Source organism: Kutzneria kofuensis, assembly GCF_014203355.1.
In the GTDB taxonomy this organism is placed as follows: domain Bacteria; phylum Actinomycetota; class Actinomycetes; order Mycobacteriales; family Pseudonocardiaceae; genus Kutzneria; species Kutzneria kofuensis.
The window spans coordinates 4,609,570-4,626,185 of record NZ_JACHIR010000001.1 but is presented as its reverse complement, the minus strand read 5'-3'; the positions used below and the strand labels follow the sequence as shown (position 1 = coordinate 4,626,185).

The window sequence follows — 16,616 nt, the reverse complement described above, 5'->3', positions numbered from 1 at the left end:
AGCTCATTCGCTACGGAGAGCGTCGATCGGGGCCAGGCGGGCGGCCCGGCTGGCCGGGTACACGCCGAAGGCCATGCCGATGGCGATCGAGGTCAGGATGGCCAGCACGGTGGCCGTCGGGGACACGGTGATGGTCGACGAGATCAGCCCCGGCAGCACCAGCGCGCCCACGATCCCCAGCAGCGCGCCCAGTATGCCGCCCGACAGGCCCAGCACGGACGCCTCCACCAGGAACTGGCGGCGGATCAGCGTGGGGCTCGCGCCCAGCGCCTTGCGCAGGCCGATCTCGCGGATCCGCTCGGTCACCGACACCAGCATGATGTTCATGACGCCGATGCCGCCGACCAGCAGGGACAGGGCCGCGACGCCGCCGAGCAGGATGGTCAGCGTCTTGCTCACCGAGGTCGCGGTGGACAGCAGCGACTCCTGGCTGGCGATGGTGAAGTCGGCCGCGGTCGGATCCGTCACGTGGTGCAGCGTCAGCAACTCCTGGTTGGCCTCCTGGTAGGCGGCCGACAGGGTGTCGGCGGAGGTGGCCTCCACGTAGATCGACTGCACCGAGGTTCGGGTGGCGCCGCCGAAGATCCGGTCGGACGCCGTGCTGATCGGCACCACCGCCTGGTCGTCCTGGTTCTGCGCGGACGACGCGCCCTCCGCGGCCAGCACGCCGACCACGGTGAAGGGGATGTTGCCGATGGTCACCGTGCGGCCGACGGGGTCGGCGAAGCCGAACAGCTCCTGCGCGGTGCTCGATCCGAGCACGACGTTCGCCGTCTCGCCGCTGATGTCCTGGTTGGTGAGGAACCGTCCTTCCGCGACGGTGCGGGCCCGCACGCCCAGCCAGTCCGGGGTGGTGCCGACAACCGAGGTCGTCCAGTTCGTCGAACCCGCGGTCAGCGACTCCGACCGGCTGTTGCTCGGCGCCACGGCCTGGATGTCCGGCGCGACGGACTTGTTGCCCAGCGCCGTCGCATCGCTCGCGGTGAGCGACGACGCCGTGCCGGAGCCACCGCGCACGCCGCCGGTGGTGGAGCTGCCGGGCGTGACCACGAGCAGGTTCGTGCCGAGGGCGTTGATGGCGCTGCTGACCTGCTGCTGCGCCCCTTCGCCGAGGCCGACGGTGAGGATGACGGCGGCGATGCCGATCAGGATGCCGAGCATCGTCAGCCCGGACCGCAGCCGGTGCGATCTGATCGCGTCCCAACTGGTCCGCAGCGTTTCGAGCCACCCCATCACGCACCCCCGACGAGGTTCATGGTGTCCGACTCGATGAGCCCGTCGCGCAGCCGCACGACCCGCTGCGCGCGGGCGGCGACCTCCTCCTCGTGCGTGATGAGCACGATGGTGTGGCCGGCGCGGTGCAGCTCGGAGAAGACGTTGAGGACGTCCGCGGTGGCTTTGGAGTCCAGCGCGCCGGTCGGCTCGTCGGCCAGGATCAGCGCCGGCGCGTTGACCAGCGCCCGGGCCAACGCCACGCGGGACTGCTGGCCGCCGGAGAGCTCGGTGGGCTTGTGTTCCACGCGGTCGCCGAGGCCGACGCGCTCCAGCTCCGCGACGGCACGGCGCTTGCGCTCCGCCTTCGGCACGCCCGCGTAGCTCAGCGGCAACTCGACGTTGCGCCAGGCGGTCAGCGACGTGAGCAGGTTGAACTGCTGGAACACGAAGCCGATCCGCTTGTTGCGGATGACCGCAAGCTCGTTCTCGGACAGCCCGCTGACGTCCTCGCCGGCCAGGAAGTAGCTGCCGGAGGTGGCGACGTCCAGGCAGCCGATGATGTGCATCAGCGTGGACTTGCCGGAGCCGGACGGCCCCATGATCGCCACGTACTCGCCCTCGTCGATGCGCAGCGAGACGCCGCCGAGCGCGGCGACTTCCACCGAGCCGGTCCGGTAGATCTTGGTGACGTCCTGGATGCCGATGACCGTCTTCGGCCCGCCGATCACGGGTGGGATCGGGGTGGTCATGTCGAGGCTCATGGCTCAGCCGCCGTTCCGCTGGCCGCCGCCGGCCCCACCACCGCCGCCACGGAAACCGCCGCCACCGCCGAAACCGCCTGCGCCGCCGCCAAATCCACCGCCGAAGCCGCCCGTGCCGCCACCGAAGCCGCCACGGCCGGTTCCCGTTCCGGTGCCTGCGCCGCCGCGCGTGGTGCCGGTCGTGCCGCCAGTGCCGCGGCTGGGGACGACCACCTGGTCGCCCTCGTTCAGGCCGCTGACGATCTGCGTCTGGCCGCCGGAGGTCATGCCGGTGGTGACCTGCTTGGACACCTGCTTGCCGTCGGACATCTGGTAGACGACGGCGTTGCCGTTCTCGTAGTGGATCGCGGCCGTCGGCACCACCACGGCGTCGGTCACCTGCTTGACCGTGATCGCCACGGTCGCGCTGGCCCCCGGGTGCAGGCCGGTCGGCGTGCCGGTGACGCCGATCGTCACCGGGTAGCTCGGCACCGTGGACGAGGAGCTGGCCAGCATCGCCACCGAGGTGACCGTGCCGTACACCGGCTGGGTGCTGCCGTTGGCGGTGATCGTCGCCTGCTCGCCGTCCTTGATCAAGCCCACCTCGGTGTCGTCCACGCTGGCGTTGACGATGTACGAGTTGGTGGAGATGACCACCACCTGCGCGGTGCTGGCACTCGAACCCGACGAACTCGAGGACCCACCGCCGGCCGCGCCCTGTCCGCCACCGCCGCCGGAGCCGCCGGCCCCACCGGATCCGCCACCGCTCGTGGAAGACGTGCTGCCGCCGGAAACCTGCTGCCCCACGGTCAGGTTCACGGATGCGACCGTGCCGTCGATCGGCGAGGTCAGCGTCGCCTCACTCAAGGCGTTCTGGGCGTTGCTCAAGGAGTTCTGCGCGGCGGTGACCGCGGCCTGGTCGGCGGCGATCTGCGCGCTCGACGCGCCGGCCGTCTGGTCGGAGCTCAGCCGCGCCTGGTCGGTGGACACGGTCGCCTGCGCCTCGGCGACGTTGGCCGCCAGCGCGGCGGAGTTCACCGTCGCCAGCGCCTGCCCGGCGGTCACCTGCTGCCCCACCGTCGCGGTGACGCCGGTGACCTGGCCGGACACCGCGAAGTTCAGGTTCTGCTGCTGCGCCGGCTGGATCGTCCCGGACGAGGAGACGGTCTGCTTGAGCGTCGCGGTCGTCGCCGTGGCGAAGGACGTCGTCGTGGCGTCGGCGGTCGGTCGGGTCGCGGCCCACGCGACACCGCCGCCGGTGGCCACCACGACCGCGGCCACGATGATGATCACCCGCCGTCTGGTCAGGCGCAGTCGAATTCTCGACAACACGGGTTCCTCACTCTGCTCGCATCCCTGCCCGGGGGAGCGCGGCAGCTGAAAGGCCCCAGGGCGGTTGGTTACACCCCGATCCTCTGTGCTCAGCCTGTCACCAGACTGGACGCTGCCTGTGAGTTACCTGAAGGTGGCTCATCCGGTCTTTCCCCAGGCCGCCCGATATGCCCCGCGGAAGTCGATTGTCGGCTTGTAGGCGTTGTTCGACGGCGGATTCACCTCGTCGTCGATGAGCTGCCAGCCCAGTCCCGAGTCGGCCGGCTCCTGCCCGATGAAGAGGCTGTTGACCGTGTCGACCGCGGCCCAGCCGTACCAGTCGGACGGGATGATCGTGACCGCGGAGACGCCCTGGTGCTTGCGGATCAGGTCCAGCTCCGGCTCGAATCCCTCGCCGCCCATGACGTACAGCGACGCCGCCCGGTTGACCTTCAGCACCGCCGGGCTGACCGCGGCCAGCGTCGCGGCGGTGTACGGGCTCTTCACGGCATTGGCGTTCGGATGCTCCCGCAACGCCTTCTCCACCGCCGCCTCGGCGTTCGGCGTGGTCAGGTCGGCCGCCTTGATGTCCACCTCGCCGACGACGGAACAGGTGGCGCACTTGGCGATGGTGTTTCGAAAGCCCTCGACGACGTGCCGGATCGAGGTGAACTCGTTGTCCGTCACCAACACCACCTTGGCCGCGCCGTTGGTCTGCGCGATGGTGGTGTTGGCCTGGTCGGCGCCGTAGAGGTCGGAGAAGTCGTCGATGTTGCGGTTCACCGGCGGGCCGAAGTCGACGTACGAGCTGAACAGCGCCGGGCCGTTGCCGCCGAACAGCGGGTCGTTGCAGTCGAAGGCGAAGATCCCGACGATCTTGATGCCCTTGGCCTTGGCCTCGGCCAGCGGCTTGGCCACCGCCGGGCAGTCCACGGCGACCAGCACGATGCCCTGCACGCCGCTGGCCACCGCCTGCGACACCAGCGCCGGCCACGACTTCGGGTCGAGCTTGCCGTCGTAGAGCTGGGCGTCCCAGCCGATCGCGTGCGCCGCCTCCATCACCGAGTTGGCCGGCACGAGCGAGCTGATCGCGTTCTGGCCGGACGAGATCACCGCCAGCTTCTTGCCCGGCGCCGCCGGCCGGGGCTGCGCCGACGGCTCGTGGTACGTGCCGCTGATCGCGGCCTGGGTCGCCTGCATGGCCTGCGCGCCGTAGTCCACCGAGGACTTCGTCGGCTTGGGCGCGGCCGACAGGCCGGAGCAGGCGGTCAGCGCGAGGGCGAGCACGGCGGTCAGGACGGCGAGTCGGGAGGAGGACAACGCGGGCCTTTCACGTTCGTACGGTAAATGACCGTTCATATACCCCGTGAGGTCCTACCGCCTGTCCGCCGCCGCGGTCAAGTGGGCGACTATTGACCGATGACGAGCGTGGAGGTCCGGTCCCGGGACAGACTGCTGGCGGCGGCCACCACGCTGTTCTACGAACGGGGCTTCCTCGCCACCTCGGTGAAGGAGATCACGCAAGCCTGCGGCTTCACCCAGGGCGCGCTGTACAACCACTTCCCGTCCAAGGACCAGCTGCTCTACGAACTGGTCCTGGACATCCACGCCGAGCTGGAACGGCACACCCGGCAGGCCCGCGACGCCGCCGGCGACGATCCCGTGGACCAGTACGCCGCCCTGGTCGCCGTGCATGTCGCCGCCCACGCCCAGTTCCGTGAACGCTCGCGGGTCGGCAACCACGAGTACCGCTACCTCACCAGTGCCCGTCTCGAAGACGTCCTGGTCATCCGCCGCCGCCTCCGGGACCAGCTCGCCGACGTGCTCGAAGCCGGTCAGCAGGCCGGCGTGTTCCATCTCGTCGACGGCTCCGCCGCCACGACCGCCCGGGCCGTGCTGGACATGTGCGGACTGATCAGCGAGTGGTTCCGGGACGACGGCGTGCTCACGGCCACCGAGATGCACCGCCGCTACATCGAGCTGGCGCTGCGCATGGCCGGCGGCCCCTCGACCCCGCGAAAGTGGCCGGTGCTGCCGGAGGTCTAGGCGGACGGCTCCGCGGTCTCCACCGGCGGCTCGGCGGTCTGCACCGGCGGCAGCGGGTTGCTGTCCCGGGTGCGCAGGGCCAGCAGCACCTGCCGGCCCGCGCTCACCAGCAGCAGCGCCGCCAGCGTGCCCAGGCCCACCGCGGTCGCCATCCAGCTGCCGACGAAGCGCGTCGACACCAGCTCCGGGGTGCCGTTGCCGGCCGGGATGTCGTACCGGATGATGCCGTTCTGCCAGCTCCACACGGCGGCGAAAACCGCGAGCACGGCGACGACCACCAGGCCGCCCGCCACCGCGGCGCGCCACGGCTGGTTCAACCGGGGGCTGCTCATGCCCTCCAGCCTCTCACGTCGCCAGCAATGCCCTCAGCGCGGTCGCCAGCGCGTCCGGGCGACGGGCCCACGCCAGCACGACCTTGCCGTCACGCAGCCGCAACGGGACGGCGCCGGTGCCCTTCGGGGTCGTCCAGCCGCCGCCCAGCACCTTCGCCGCCTCGGGCTCGTCCTCCTCGACGGCGGCGATGTCGGCGACCGGCAGCTCCTCCTCACCCAGGCGCAGCACCTCGTCCGTGAGCGACACGGAGCGCAGCCGGCGCCGCGCGGCCACCCACAGGGCCCAGACGCCGGCCAACACCAGGGCGGCCAGGGCCCAGCCGAGGAAGTGCACCGAGCCGCTCAGCGCCTCGACGCCCGCGCCCAGCAGCGCGAAGCCCGGGGCCCACAGCACGGGCCAGAACGACGAGCCCGGCTCGGCGTAGCGAACGGTCACGCCAGTCGCTTGAGTCCGGCGAAGTACGCGTTGGAGGACGGGAAGTACAGGAGGGCGAGGCCGACGAGGCCGAGCAGGGTGCCGGCGGAGATCGGGACGATGCCGATGCCGAACGCCAACTGGCAGGCCAGCTGCACGAAGGCCAGCACCACCAGCGCGATCCGCGCCCAGCGGTTGCCCTTCATCAGCAGGTACACGAACACCACGGCCAGGAGGCCGACGCCGAGCCCGGTGAACTCCTCGAAGGTGAGCTGCCCGTTGATCTGGTCCCGGGTGACGGTCTTCGGCGCCGTCCTGAGCAGCGAGTCGACGATGGCGCTGTGACTGGTCATCACCAGCGTGGCCCCGCCGAGGTAGGCGATCGCGTCCAGCGCCCACAGCACGATGGCGGTGGTGACGAGCTTGGGTCGGACGACCACGTCCTGCTCGTCCGATTCGTCAATGGTCACGGCCGCACGGTACACGCGCGAGGCCGCGCCGGTGCCTGGACCGTTGCCACATTTCGATCGCCCGCCACGCGACGCTCCCACCGCACGAGCCGACGCGGGCGATCGAAATGTGGCGAGGGAAGGCACCGGTCACGAGCGGCCTCGCCCCGCGCGGAACGTGCGGCAAGGGCCCTGTCACCGCGGGAACTGCTCCTGCCGCGGTGGCATGGCAAAGCGCACCGACGACGCCCGGAAGTAGTCGTTGGACGGCCGCAGCCACATCGCCACCAACGCGGCCACGTCCACCACCAGTCCGACCGCGGACAGCGCCACCTCCACCGGGTCGACGCTGAGCCCCTGCGCCGTGGCCAACCCGTCCGCGAGGCCGATCAGGCCCAGCCCGCCGAGCACCACGAAGATCACGCCGAAGAAGGTGAGCAACACTCGGGCCCACGCCCGGCCGGCGCGCATCTTGTTGGCCACCAACACGTACAGCGCGACGACCGCCGCGCTGAACAGCACACCGAGGATGATCTCGCCGTTCACGGCGGCCTCGATCTGCTGCATGGTCAGCGACGGGTCCACCTGCCGGACCTGGTCCCGCAGGCCCTGCCGGTCGGCCAGCACCAGAAAGGACCGCACCGCCGACAGCAGCGCGCCGGCCACCCACAGCCAGCGCGCCACGTCGACCGCACGGGGTGGGGTCACGAGGACAGCCAGTGCGCGGCCTCGACGGCCCAGTAGGTGAGGATCATGTCGGCGCCGGCCCGGCGGATCGAGGTCAGCGTCTCCAGGATGGTGCGCTGCCGGTCCAGCCAGCCGTTCGCGGCCGCCGCCTCCACCATCGCGTACTCGCCGGACACCTGGTAGGACGCGACCGGCACCTCCGAGTTGTCGGCGATGACCCGCAGAATGTCCAGGTACGGCAGCCCCGGCTTGACCATCACGATGTCCGCGCCCTCGGCCAGGTCCAGCGACAGCTCGCGCAGCGCCTCCCGCGCGTTGGCCGGATCCTGTTGGTACGTCTTGCGATCGCCCTTGAGCTGGGACCCGACGGCCTCGCGGAACGGGCCGTAGAAGGCCGACGCGTACTTGGCGGTGTAGGCCAGGATTCCGGTGTCCAGGTAGCCGGCCTCGTCCAGCGCCTCGCGGATGACGCCGACCTGGCCGTCCATCATGCCGCTGGTGCCGACCAGGTGGGCGCCGGAGCGGGCCTGCTCGATGGCCATGTCGGCGTAGATGCGCAGGGTGGCGTCGTTGTCCACGGCGCCGTCCGGGTCGAGCACGCCGCAGTGGCCGTGGTCGGTGAACTCGTCCAGGCACAGGTCGGACATCAGCACGGTGTCGTCGCCGAGCTCGCTGCGCAGGTCCCGCAGGACCACGTTGAGGATGCCGTTGGGGTCGGTCGCGCCGGAGCCGACCGCGTCGTGGGTCAGCGGCACGCCGTACACCATCAGGCCGCCGACGCCGGCCTGCACGGCCTCCACGGCTGCCTTGCGCAGGGTGTCGCGGGTGTGCTGGACGACGCCGGGCATGGAGGCGACCGGAATCGGCTCGGTCGCGCCCTCCTTGACGAACATCGGCAGGATCAGCTGGCGCGGCTGGACGCTGGTCTCGCTGACCAGGCGGCGCATCGCCGGGGTGCGGCGCAGCCGGCGGGGACGATGGGTGGGGAACACGACGAGTACTCCCTATAAAGCTCGGAACGGACCATTCCTCAACTCGGAGTTTGGGAATGGTCCGTTCACAGCGTCAGATCTTCTCGGTTGTCACGACCGGCGCAGGCGCTTGGTCTTGCGCGGCGGCGGCAGCGCGCCCTCGGCACGCAGCCGGGCGGCGTGCTGGGCCAGCGCGTCCACCAGGGCCGGCACGGTGGCGAACTCGGGCTGCACGTCAACGCGCAGGCCGAACTCGCGGGCGGTTTCGGCGGTCTGCGGACCGATGCACGCCACCAGCGTCCGGGTGTGCGGCTTGCCGGCGATGCCGACGAGGTTGCGCACCGTGGACGAGGACGTGAAGCAGACCGCGTCGAAGCCACCGGACTTGATCATCTCGCGGGTGTCGGCGGGCGGCGGCGCGGCCCGCACGGTGCGGTACGCCGTCACGTCGTCGATCTCCCAGCCGCGCTCGCGCAGCCCGGCCGCCAGCGTCTCGGTGGCGATGTCGGCCCGCGGCAGCAGCACCCGGTCCACCGGGTCCAGGATGTCGTCGTAGGGCGGGAAGTCGGCCAGCAGGCCCTCGCTGGACTGCTCGCCGGACGGGATCAGCTCGGGGATGATCCCGAAGGACCGCACCTTGGCGGCGGTGCTCTCGCCGACGCAGGCGATCTTCACGCCGGAGAACGCGCGGGCGTCCAGGCCGAACTCGCGGAACTTCTCCCACACCGCGCGCACCGCGTTGGTGGAGGTGAAGATGACCCACTGGTAGCGGCCGTCGACCAGGCCCTTGACCGAGCGCTCCATCTGGGCCGGGCTGCGCGGCGGCTCGACGGAGATCGTCGGCACCTCGACCGGGATCGCGCCGTGCTCACGCAGCCGCTCGCTCATGGCGCCGGCCTGCTCCTTGGTGCGGGGCACCAGCACCCGCCAGCCGTACAGCGCCCGCGACTCCCACCAGGACAGCTTCGACCGGCCGGCGACGGAGCTGCCGACGGTGACGACCAGCTGGCCGCTCAGGTCGCCGGCGTCGGCGGCGAGCGAGGCCAGCGAGGTGTCCACGGTCTTCTGCCCGAAGGCGGTGCCGCCGGCGGTCACCGCGACCGGGGTCTGCGGGGCCAAACCGTTCTCCACCAACGAGGACGCGGCCTCGGCGAGGTGGGAACCGGTGGCGTGCAAGACAAGCGTGCCCGGCGCGGCGGCCAGCCCGGCCCAGTCCACAGTGGACCGGACGTCGGCCTCGGTGTGCACGGCGCCGAGCGCGACGCCGGCGTACGCGGGAACCGCGGTGCCGCCGGGAACCCCGGGCACCACGTCGAAGTCCACAGTGGACTTGGCCACGCACTGCGCCTCGGTCACGACCGCGTCCAGCGTAAGCGGGTCACCCGAGACCAGCCGGACCACGCTGCGCCCGTTGCGGGCCTCGTTGACCAGGTCCTTGGCCACGTCCGCGGCCTCGCCGACCGCGGGCCGCACCTCGGCGCCCTCGGCGAGGCCGACCACCTCTTTCGGCACGTCCGGGTCGGTCACCACCAGCTCTGCCCTGGCTAGCAACTCCGTGGCCCGGACCGTCAGCAGCCCGGCGTCGCCGGGGCCGGAACCCACGAACGCGACGCGTCCGGGGGTCTTACGTGCGCGGGTCGTCATCAGGGCACTCCCCATCACTTGCTCCCCGGGCCACTGAGCACGGTGGCGCCGAGATCAAGCAGTTCGGCCGCGAGCGCCCGGCCCAACTGCTCTGCTGTGGTCAAGTCACCGGTGGCCGACGCCCGCAGCAGCTCGTTCTGCGGCGTCGCGGCGACCCCGCGCAACGACAGGCGGAGCACCGTCCGGCCGTCGTCGTCGAGGTCTTCCACCACATCGGCCAGTGCGCCGACGGGCGCGCTGCACCCGGCCTCCAGCGCGGCAAGCATCGCGCGCTCGGCGGTGACAGCGGCCCTACTGGCCTGATCATCCAGGCAGGAGCGGAGCAGGTGCTCGGTGTCGACGTCGTCGACCCGGCACTCCACCGCCAGCGCCCCCTGCGCGGGGGCGGGCAGCATCTGGATCGGGTCGAGCAACTCGGTCACCACGTCGAGCCGGCCGAGCCGGGACAGGCCCGCCGCGGCCACCACGACGGCGTCGAGCTCGCCGTCGAGCACCTTGCGGATCCGGGTGTCCACGTTGCCGCGGATCGGCACGAGCTCCAGGCCGAGGCCCAGGGCCTCGAGCTGGGCGACCCGCCGGGCCGCGCCGGTGCCGACCCGGGAGCCGGCCGGCAGCTCGCCGAGCACCATGCCGTCCCGCGCGACCAGGGCGTCCCTGGGGTCCTCGCGGGTGGGCACGGCGGCCAGCACCAGCCGCGGGTCGGGAGCCGTCGGCAGGTCCTTGTACGAGTGGACGGCCACGTCCACCTCGTCGTTGGCCAGCGCGTCCCGCAGGGCCGACGTGAACACGCCGACGCCGATCTCGGCGATCGGCGCGTGCGAGCGGTCGCCCGGGGTGGTCACGGTGACGATCTCCACCGTGGCGCCCGCGCGCTCCAGCCGCTCGGCCATCATGCCGGTCTGCGCCAGTGCGAGGGCACTGCCTCGGGTTCCGATCCTCAACGTCCGGTTCACCGGTCTCCACCGCCGTGCTCGGTCTCTACAGTGCGTGGCGAGCTGACCACCCTCGGCGCCTGCGGGTCGAGCTCGAAGAGCTCCCGCAACGCGTCCGCGTAGCCGGCCCCGCCGGGCGACGAAGCCAGTTCCTTGACGCGGACGGTCGGGGTGTGCAGCAGCTTGTCCACCACCCTGCGGACCGTCCGGGCCAGCTCCGCACGGATGGAATCATCCAGGTCCGGGAGCCGCGAGTCCAATCGCAACAGTTCGGCGTCCACCACCTCGGCCGCGCGACGGCGCAGCGCGGTCACCGTCGGGGTGACCGCGGCCGAGCGCTGACCGGCCAGGTAGTCGCGCACGCCGTCGGCGACGATGCGCCGGGCCCGCTCGGTGTCCAGGGCCGCCGGCGCGGCGGCCAGCCGCTGCTGCAACGTCTCCAGATCGACCAGCGTGACGCCGTCCAGGTCGCCGACCGCGGGGTCCACGTCGCGCGGCAGGCCCAGGTCGCAGACGACCAGCGGGCCGCGGCGGACGCCCGGCCGGAACCGGTCCACGTCGACCACCACGTCCATCGCGCCGGTGCAGGCGAGCAGCACGTCCGTGGCGGAGATCTCATCGTCGAGGCGGTCCAGGCCGACCGCGCGGGCGGGCACGCCCTCGCCGGTCAGCGCCGCGGCCAGCCGGTCCCCGTTGGCCGGGGTGCGGTTGGCGATGACGATCTCGCCGATGCCGGCGCGGCGCAGGTGCGCGGCGGCCAGCCCGCCCATCGAGCCGGCGCCGACCAGCAGCGCCCGGCGCCCGGCCAGGCCGTCGAGCACCCGCTCGGCGTCGGCCAGCGCCTCGGACACCACCGACGCGCCGGCGTGGTCGATGCCGGTCTCGCTGTGCACCCGCTTGCCGACCCGCAGCGCCTGCTGCACGACCTCGTGCAGGGTCTTGCCGACGGTGCCGGCGTCATCGGCGTCGGCGTACGCGCCGCGCAGCTGGCCGAGGATCTGGGCCTCGCCCACGACCATCGAGTCCAGGCCGGCGGACACCGAGAACAGGTGCTCCACCGCCGCCGCGGCGTAGTGCACGTAGAAGTGCTCGCACAGCTCGTTGACCTCGATGCCGGAGTGCCGCGAGAGCACGGAGGTGACGTCGGCCAGACCGCCGTGGAAGGCGTCGACGACCGCGTACACCTCGATCCGGTTGCACGTGGACAGCAGCAGCGCCTCGGTCACGTTCTCCTGGCCGAGCAGCTCGTCGAGCAGCTTGGCCATGCCGTCCGCGGACACCGCCAGCCGCTCCAGCAGGCGCACGTCGGCCGTGCGGTGCGACACACCCACCGCGAGCAGACTCATTCCGACCACCCCCCAGCTAGAACGGTCGACCCGGCCTTCGAGTTCACCCGGGCACCACCATTCCGCTCTCGTCCGCGTTCGCCGCCTCGTCCGCGCGCCGTGCCACGTGGAACGACAGGATCTGCATCTCCACCGCCAAGTCGACCTTGCGCACCTCGACGTGGTCGGGAACCTGGAGCACGACGGGTGCGAAGTTCAGGATGCATTGCACGCCCGCGGATACCAAACGGTCGCAGACCCCCTGCGCGGCGGGTGGCGGCGTGGCGATGACCCCGATCGAGACCTCCCGCTCGGCGCACACCCGGGGGATGTCGTCGACGTGGCTGACCAGGATCCCGCCGACCGGCACGCCGATCAGGTCCTCGTCCACGTCGAACAGCGCGGAGACCGGGAAACCCCGGCCCGGGAAGCCCGCGTAGTTGGCCAGGGCGTGACCAAGATTACCGATGCCGACTACACAAACTGAGTGTTTACGGGTCAGCCCGAGGATGCGTTCGATCTGGTCGACGAGGACCTCGACCTCGTACCCGACGCCCCGCGTGCCGTACGAGCCGATGTAGGACAGGTCCTTGCGCAGCTTGGCCGAGTTCACCCCGGCCGCGGCCGACAGCTCCTCGCTGGAGATGGTCGTCACGTCCTGCTCGGCCAGGCCCGACAGCACCCGCAGGTAGACCGCGAGGCGGGCGACGGCGGCCTCGGGAATGGCCCGGGCGCGTTCGCGCACCGCCGGCTCGTCGCCACCGGGAAGCCGGCCGGGGGCAGTCACGATCTCGACGTCCTCACCCCGCCGTGCACCCACGCTGGTTGCTCCCTCGATTGGTGTGATGGGGTCAACCGTAGCGCTTGTGAACGTGTGCACAAAGTCGACAGCTCGGCGTGCGGAACGCCCTCGCCCGTTCGGGCGACACGCCCCCGCTCAGGCCGTGGTGAACACGACGGAGTGCAGGCCGGTGGCCCCGTCCGGCACCGCGTCGGCCACGTCCACGGTCTGCGTGTAGCCGGTCGCGTCGGTGGCCCGCACCACCACGGTGTGGGTGCCGGGCCGCAGGTCGTAGCTGCGCCGCCACATCCGCCAGGCCTCCTTCGTCGGCTGCGCGGCGAGGTCGGCCTCCTGCCACGGACCGCCGTCCATCTGCAGCTCGACCTTGGCGATGCCCTTGGTCTGCGCCCAGGCGATGCCGGCGACGACGACCTTGCCGGCCGGCACCGAGGACCGCCCCCGCGGGCTGTCGATCCGGGACTCCGTCTTGATCGGCGCCTTCTCCGAGTAGCCGCGCGGCACCCAGTACTGGGTCTTGGCGGCGAACGTCGTCAGCTCGATGTCGGTGACCCACTTCGTGGCCGACACGTAGCCGTACAGGCCGGGCACCACCAGCCGGGCCGGGAAGCCGTGCTCGGGCGGCAGGGCCTCGCCGTTCATGCCGACGGCGAGCATCGCGTTGCGGCCCGGGTCGGTGATCGCCTCGATCGGGCTGCCGGCGGTGTAGCCGTCCGTGCTGGTGGAGAAGACCTGGTCGGCGCCGGGATGCACGCCGACCTTGGCCAGCAGGTCGCGCAGCAGGACGCCGGTGAACTGCGCGGTGGAGATGTACGGGCCGCCGACCTCGTCGGACACGCAGGTCATGGTGACGGTCCGGGTGATCAGGTCCATGTCCATCACGTCGTCGAAGGTCAGCGTGAGTTCCCGGTCGACCATGCCGTGGATGCGCAGCGACCAGTCCTCGGCGCGCAGCCGGGGCACCGACAGGGCCGTGTCGATCCGGTAGAAATTTTCGTTCTTCGTCAGGTACGTCGGCGTGCCGTCCTGGGCGAAGTCCGCGCCGGGGACCGTGGTGGGGTCCCGGTACTTGGCCAGCCGCCGCGTCACCGCCGCGCGGGAGCCCTCGACGTCCACGCGCGTGCCGATCAGCTGGCCGGCCAGACCGGCGATGCCGGCCCCGGCCGCGACTCCCACCGAGCCGCGCAGGAACGCGCGCCGCTCGAGGCCCCGAGATCCGGCGCCGCGGGGGCCGTTGCCGGCCTCCTGGGCGCGCAGGGCGGCCGCGTGCAGGCGCCGGAAGGTCATCACCCCGGCGACCAGGCTGGCGAGCGGTGCGAGGCTCGCCAGCTGGCCGAGGTCGGAGCGGCTGTACACGGCGGCGACCGCCGCGCCGCCGAGCACCACCGCCAGCACCGTGCCCGGGATCGGGCTGCGCCGCGACAGCGCGCCGGCGGCGCACGCGACCAGCAGTAGGAACACCGCCATGCCGGTGAGCAGCACCAGCTTGTCGGCGGTGCCGAACGCGGCGACGGCGAACTCCTTGAGCGCCGGCGGCGTCAGGTCGATCGCCGCGTTGCCGACGGCCAGGAACGGCGACGCGTTCGGGTCGATGAACGCCGCGACGAGGTGGCCGGCGGCCAGCGCGGCGGCGACGCCGAGCAGGCCGACCAGCATCGCGACGCCGGCCGGGATCCTCGCCTGCGCCGCCTGCGGCGCGGACCCGGGCGTGTCGGTAGTCGTTGGTGCACCCACACCACAAGTTCGTGCCGCGGCGGCCGAAGGTTCAAGCGATGCGGCCTTACGAATTCGTGACGACCGCCCGTGCGCCCAGCACAAGCGGCATTTCCGAATAACCGTTCATGATCGTCGCCCGGCGGTGCGGCAGCTCCTCGGCCGGCACCGCCAACCGCGCGTCCGGGAACTGGCGCGCGAACGCCGTCAGCGCGACCTCGGCCTCCAGGCGGGCCAACGGTGCGCCGAGGCAGTGGTGCAGGCCGTGCCCGAACCCGACGTGCCCGCGTGCGCCCCGCTCCAGGTCGAACTCGGCGCTGTTCGGGAAGCGCTCCTCGTCGCGGTTGGCCGACCCCACCGACAGCGCCACGAGCTCACCGGCCGGGATGGTCACGCCGCCGACCTCGACGTCGGAGGTGGTGAACCGCGAGGTCGCCAGCATCACCGGGGAGTCGATGCGCAGCAGCTCCTCGACCACCGCCGCCGGGTCGGCCAGCAGCTTCTCGGCCAGTTCCGGCTCGGTGAGCAGCCGCCGGATGCCGGCGCTGATCAGGTTGGCCGTCGTCTCGTGCCCGGCGATCAGCAGCAGCAACGCCATCGCGAGCACCTCGTCCGGCGAGAGCCGGTCGCCCTCCTCCGCCTTGGTCATCGCCGACAGCAGGTCGTCGCCCGGCTCGGCCGTCTTCGCCGCGATCAGCCTGTTCAGGTAGGCGACGACCGCGTCGTTGGCCGGCATGTACTCGGCGGGGTCGCCGGTCAGCAGCGCACCCGTCCAGGCCTGGAACTCGTGCCGGTCCGCGGCCGGCACGCCCAGCAGCTCGCTGATCACCATCGCCGGCAGCGCGACGGCGAAGCCGTCGACCACGTCCACCGGCCCGTCCTCGGTGGCCAGCGCGGCCAGCAGGTTGTCGGTCAGCTGCTCGGTGAACGGGCGCAACCGGGCCACCCGCCGGGCGGTGAAGTCCTTGGCCAGCAACAGCCGCAGCCGGGTGTGGTCGGGCGGGTCGGCATTCAGCATGCTCTTGCCGAACCCGGCGTGCAGCTGCGGCTCCCGGCCGGCCTCGATCATCTTCGCCCGCAGCAGCTCCGTCAGCCGCTCCGAGTCCTTGCTCAGCCGGTCGTCGGTGAGCAGCGCGCGCACGTCGTCGTAGCGCGTCACCACCCAGGTCGGCACGCCGCTCACCGACGTGGTCAGGAACACCGGCTCCTCGGCGCGGGCGGTGGCCATGAACTCGTGCACGTGCGCGAAGTAGTGCTCGGTGAACATCTCGCGGGTCATGCCTCTACGGAAGCACTGAACGGCGTTGCAATGCTTGCCAATTGCACAAAAAGGCAGTCAGACCCAGCCGTGGTGATGCGACAGCGAGTCACCGAGCCGGTCGACCGCCGGCTCCTGCCGGCCGCCGTGCACGGTGTCCAGCACGCTCGCCCACTCCAGGATGATCGTGGCGATCAGCTCCGCCTCCCGCTCGTGCTCGGAGTCGTAGCAGGTGCGGCGCTGCACGAACGCGGTCGACTCGTCGTCGCTGGGATGATCGGCGATCATGTGCCCGAGCTCGTGCAGGATGATGTGGTTCTGGTGCGGCTTGGTGGTTTCCTGCTGGTAGACGATGAAGTCCGCGCTGTCGGTGGCGAACCACAGCCCGAACGGCCCGGGGATCTCGATCGGATACGGCACCAGCCGGATCGGCTTGCCGCGACGGACCGCCAGCCGGTCGCACAGGTCGCGCACGTCCAGCGGCGGCCGCACGTCCAGGTCCCGCAGCAGCCGCCGGCACCGGCGCCTGAGCACTCGCTCCCGCATCAGCGCCCCAGCGCCGCCCGCAGGCGGGGTTCCTCGACCTTCCAGTAGCCGTGCTCGCGGCCGTCGACCAGGATCACCGGCACCCGGTCGCCGTACTCCGCGCGCAGCTCCGGATCGGTGTCCACGTCCGAGGCCGACCACGGCACGCCCAGCTCGTCGCAGATGCGCCGGACGTCGGCCTCGGCCTGCACGCAGTGCTCGCAGCCGACCCTCGTCATCACGGTCACGGTGTG

At 71.7% G+C, this 16,616-nt stretch carries 18 protein-coding genes; 1 reads left to right on the top strand and 17 read right to left on the bottom strand.

The window, feature by feature from the left end:
* Window positions 1-3: 3 nt before the first annotated feature.
* From BJ998_RS21430 to BJ998_RS21415, 4 genes are all read right to left on the bottom strand, one after another.
* A complete protein-coding gene (locus BJ998_RS21430) occupies window positions 4-1,233 on the bottom strand; it encodes an ABC transporter permease (protein WP_184864246.1) in 1,230 nt (409 codons plus the stop codon).
* Window positions 1,233-1,964 (bottom strand): ABC transporter ATP-binding protein, encoded by a 732-nt coding sequence (locus tag BJ998_RS21425; RefSeq protein WP_184864244.1) that lies wholly within the window; start codon window positions 1,962-1,964, stop codon window positions 1,233-1,235. The genes BJ998_RS21430 and BJ998_RS21425 overlap by 1 nt, the downstream gene beginning before the upstream one ends.
* Before the next feature lie 15 nt (window positions 1,965-1,979).
* A complete protein-coding gene (locus BJ998_RS21420; RefSeq protein ID WP_221338085.1) occupies window positions 1,980-3,284 on the bottom strand; it encodes an efflux RND transporter periplasmic adaptor subunit in 1,305 nt (434 codons plus the stop codon).
* 141 nt (window positions 3,285-3,425) lie between these two features.
* Window positions 3,426-4,586, bottom strand: a complete 1,161-nt coding sequence (locus BJ998_RS21415; protein WP_184864240.1) for a substrate-binding domain-containing protein — start codon at window positions 4,584-4,586, stop codon at window positions 3,426-3,428.
* 99 nt (window positions 4,587-4,685) lie between these two features.
* Here BJ998_RS21415 and BJ998_RS21410 point away from each other — a divergent pair, with 99 nt between their 5' ends.
* On the top strand, window positions 4,686-5,312 hold the full coding sequence (locus tag BJ998_RS21410; protein WP_184864238.1) for a TetR/AcrR family transcriptional regulator: 627 nt from the start codon (window positions 4,686-4,688) through the stop codon (window positions 5,310-5,312).
* Here BJ998_RS21410 and BJ998_RS21405 read toward each other — a convergent pair.
* The 13 genes from BJ998_RS21405 to BJ998_RS21345 form a co-directional block, all read right to left on the bottom strand.
* Window positions 5,309-5,644: a hypothetical protein gene (locus BJ998_RS21405; RefSeq protein WP_184864236.1), complete on the bottom strand. Its 336-nt coding sequence runs from the start codon at window positions 5,642-5,644 to the stop codon at window positions 5,309-5,311. The two genes, BJ998_RS21410 and BJ998_RS21405, sit on opposite strands and share 4 nt — an antisense overlap.
* Window positions 5,645-5,657: 13 nt before the next feature.
* Complete coding sequence (gene mce1N, locus BJ998_RS21400; protein ID WP_184864234.1) at window positions 5,658-6,080, bottom strand: transport-regulating membrane protein Mce1N; 423 nt, start codon at window positions 6,078-6,080, stop codon at window positions 5,658-5,660.
* Complete coding sequence (locus BJ998_RS21395; RefSeq protein WP_184864232.1) at window positions 6,077-6,529, bottom strand: hypothetical protein; 453 nt, start codon at window positions 6,527-6,529, stop codon at window positions 6,077-6,079. The genes mce1N and BJ998_RS21395 overlap by 4 nt, the downstream gene beginning before the upstream one ends.
* Window positions 6,530-6,703: 174 nt before the next feature.
* A complete protein-coding gene (locus BJ998_RS21390) occupies window positions 6,704-7,216 on the bottom strand; it encodes a hypothetical protein (RefSeq protein WP_184864230.1) in 513 nt (170 codons plus the stop codon).
* Window positions 7,213-8,187: a porphobilinogen synthase gene (hemB, locus tag BJ998_RS21385; protein WP_184864228.1), complete on the bottom strand. Its 975-nt coding sequence runs from the start codon at window positions 8,185-8,187 to the stop codon at window positions 7,213-7,215. The genes BJ998_RS21390 and hemB overlap by 4 nt, the downstream gene beginning before the upstream one ends.
* A gap of 90 nt (window positions 8,188-8,277) precedes the next feature.
* Window positions 8,278-9,810, bottom strand: a complete 1,533-nt coding sequence (locus BJ998_RS21380) for a bifunctional uroporphyrinogen-III C-methyltransferase/uroporphyrinogen-III synthase (protein ID WP_184864226.1) — start codon at window positions 9,808-9,810, stop codon at window positions 8,278-8,280.
* Window positions 9,811-9,824: 14 nt separating this feature from the next.
* A complete protein-coding gene (gene hemC, locus BJ998_RS21375) occupies window positions 9,825-10,763 on the bottom strand; it encodes a hydroxymethylbilane synthase (RefSeq protein WP_184864224.1) in 939 nt (312 codons plus the stop codon).
* On the bottom strand, window positions 10,760-12,088 hold the full coding sequence (locus tag BJ998_RS21370; protein ID WP_184864222.1) for a glutamyl-tRNA reductase: 1,329 nt from the start codon (window positions 12,086-12,088) through the stop codon (window positions 10,760-10,762). The genes hemC and BJ998_RS21370 overlap by 4 nt, the downstream gene beginning before the upstream one ends.
* Window positions 12,089-12,131: 43 nt before the next feature.
* A complete protein-coding gene (locus BJ998_RS21365) occupies window positions 12,132-12,854 on the bottom strand; it encodes a redox-sensing transcriptional repressor Rex (protein ID WP_376776005.1) in 723 nt (240 codons plus the stop codon).
* 150 nt (window positions 12,855-13,004) lie between these two features.
* Window positions 13,005-14,522, bottom strand: coding sequence for a molybdopterin-dependent oxidoreductase (locus BJ998_RS21360; RefSeq protein ID WP_184868839.1), 1,518 nt, complete (start codon window positions 14,520-14,522; stop codon window positions 13,005-13,007).
* A 124-nt stretch (window positions 14,523-14,646) separates the two neighbouring features.
* Window positions 14,647-15,858, bottom strand: coding sequence for a cytochrome P450 family protein (locus tag BJ998_RS48650; RefSeq protein WP_184864220.1), 1,212 nt, complete (start codon window positions 15,856-15,858; stop codon window positions 14,647-14,649).
* 57 nt (window positions 15,859-15,915) lie between these two features.
* Complete coding sequence (locus tag BJ998_RS21350; protein ID WP_184864218.1) at window positions 15,916-16,383, bottom strand: hypothetical protein; 468 nt, start codon at window positions 16,381-16,383, stop codon at window positions 15,916-15,918.
* A complete protein-coding gene (locus BJ998_RS21345) occupies window positions 16,383-16,601 on the bottom strand; it encodes a glutaredoxin family protein (RefSeq protein WP_184868838.1) in 219 nt (72 codons plus the stop codon). Before BJ998_RS21345 ends, BJ998_RS21350 begins: the two co-directional genes overlap by 1 nt.
* Window positions 16,602-16,616 lie beyond the last annotated feature (15 nt).

Bases quoted from the DNA above. Each gene is read 5' to 3' on its own strand.
- BJ998_RS21430 (WP_184864246.1), bottom strand. From the start codon at position 1,233: ATGGGGTGGCTCGAAACGCTGCGGACCAGTTGGGACGCGATCAGATCG.
- BJ998_RS21425 (WP_184864244.1), bottom strand. From the start codon at position 1,964: ATGACCACCCCGATCCCACCCGTGATCGGCGGGCCGAAGACGGTCATC.
- BJ998_RS21410 (WP_184864238.1), top strand. From the start codon at position 4,686: ATGACGAGCGTGGAGGTCCGGTCCCGGGACAGACTGCTGGCGGCGGCC.
- BJ998_RS21405 (WP_184864236.1), bottom strand. From the start codon at position 5,644: ATGAGCAGCCCCCGGTTGAACCAGCCGTGGCGCGCCGCGGTGGCGGGC.
- BJ998_RS21380 (WP_184864226.1), bottom strand. From the start codon at position 9,810: ATGACGACCCGCGCACGTAAGACCCCCGGACGCGTCGCGTTCGTGGGT.
- BJ998_RS21370 (WP_184864222.1), bottom strand. From the start codon at position 12,088: ATGAGTCTGCTCGCGGTGGGTGTGTCGCACCGCACGGCCGACGTGCGC.
- BJ998_RS21360 (WP_184868839.1), bottom strand. From the start codon at position 14,522: ATGCTGGTCGGCCTGCTCGGCGTCGCCGCCGCGCTGGCCGCCGGCCAC.
- BJ998_RS48650 (WP_184864220.1), bottom strand. From the start codon at position 15,858: ATGACCCGCGAGATGTTCACCGAGCACTACTTCGCGCACGTGCACGAG.
- BJ998_RS21350 (WP_184864218.1), bottom strand. From the start codon at position 16,383: ATGCGGGAGCGAGTGCTCAGGCGCCGGTGCCGGCGGCTGCTGCGGGAC.
- BJ998_RS21345 (WP_184868838.1), bottom strand. From the start codon at position 16,601: ATGACGAGGGTCGGCTGCGAGCACTGCGTGCAGGCCGAGGCCGACGTC.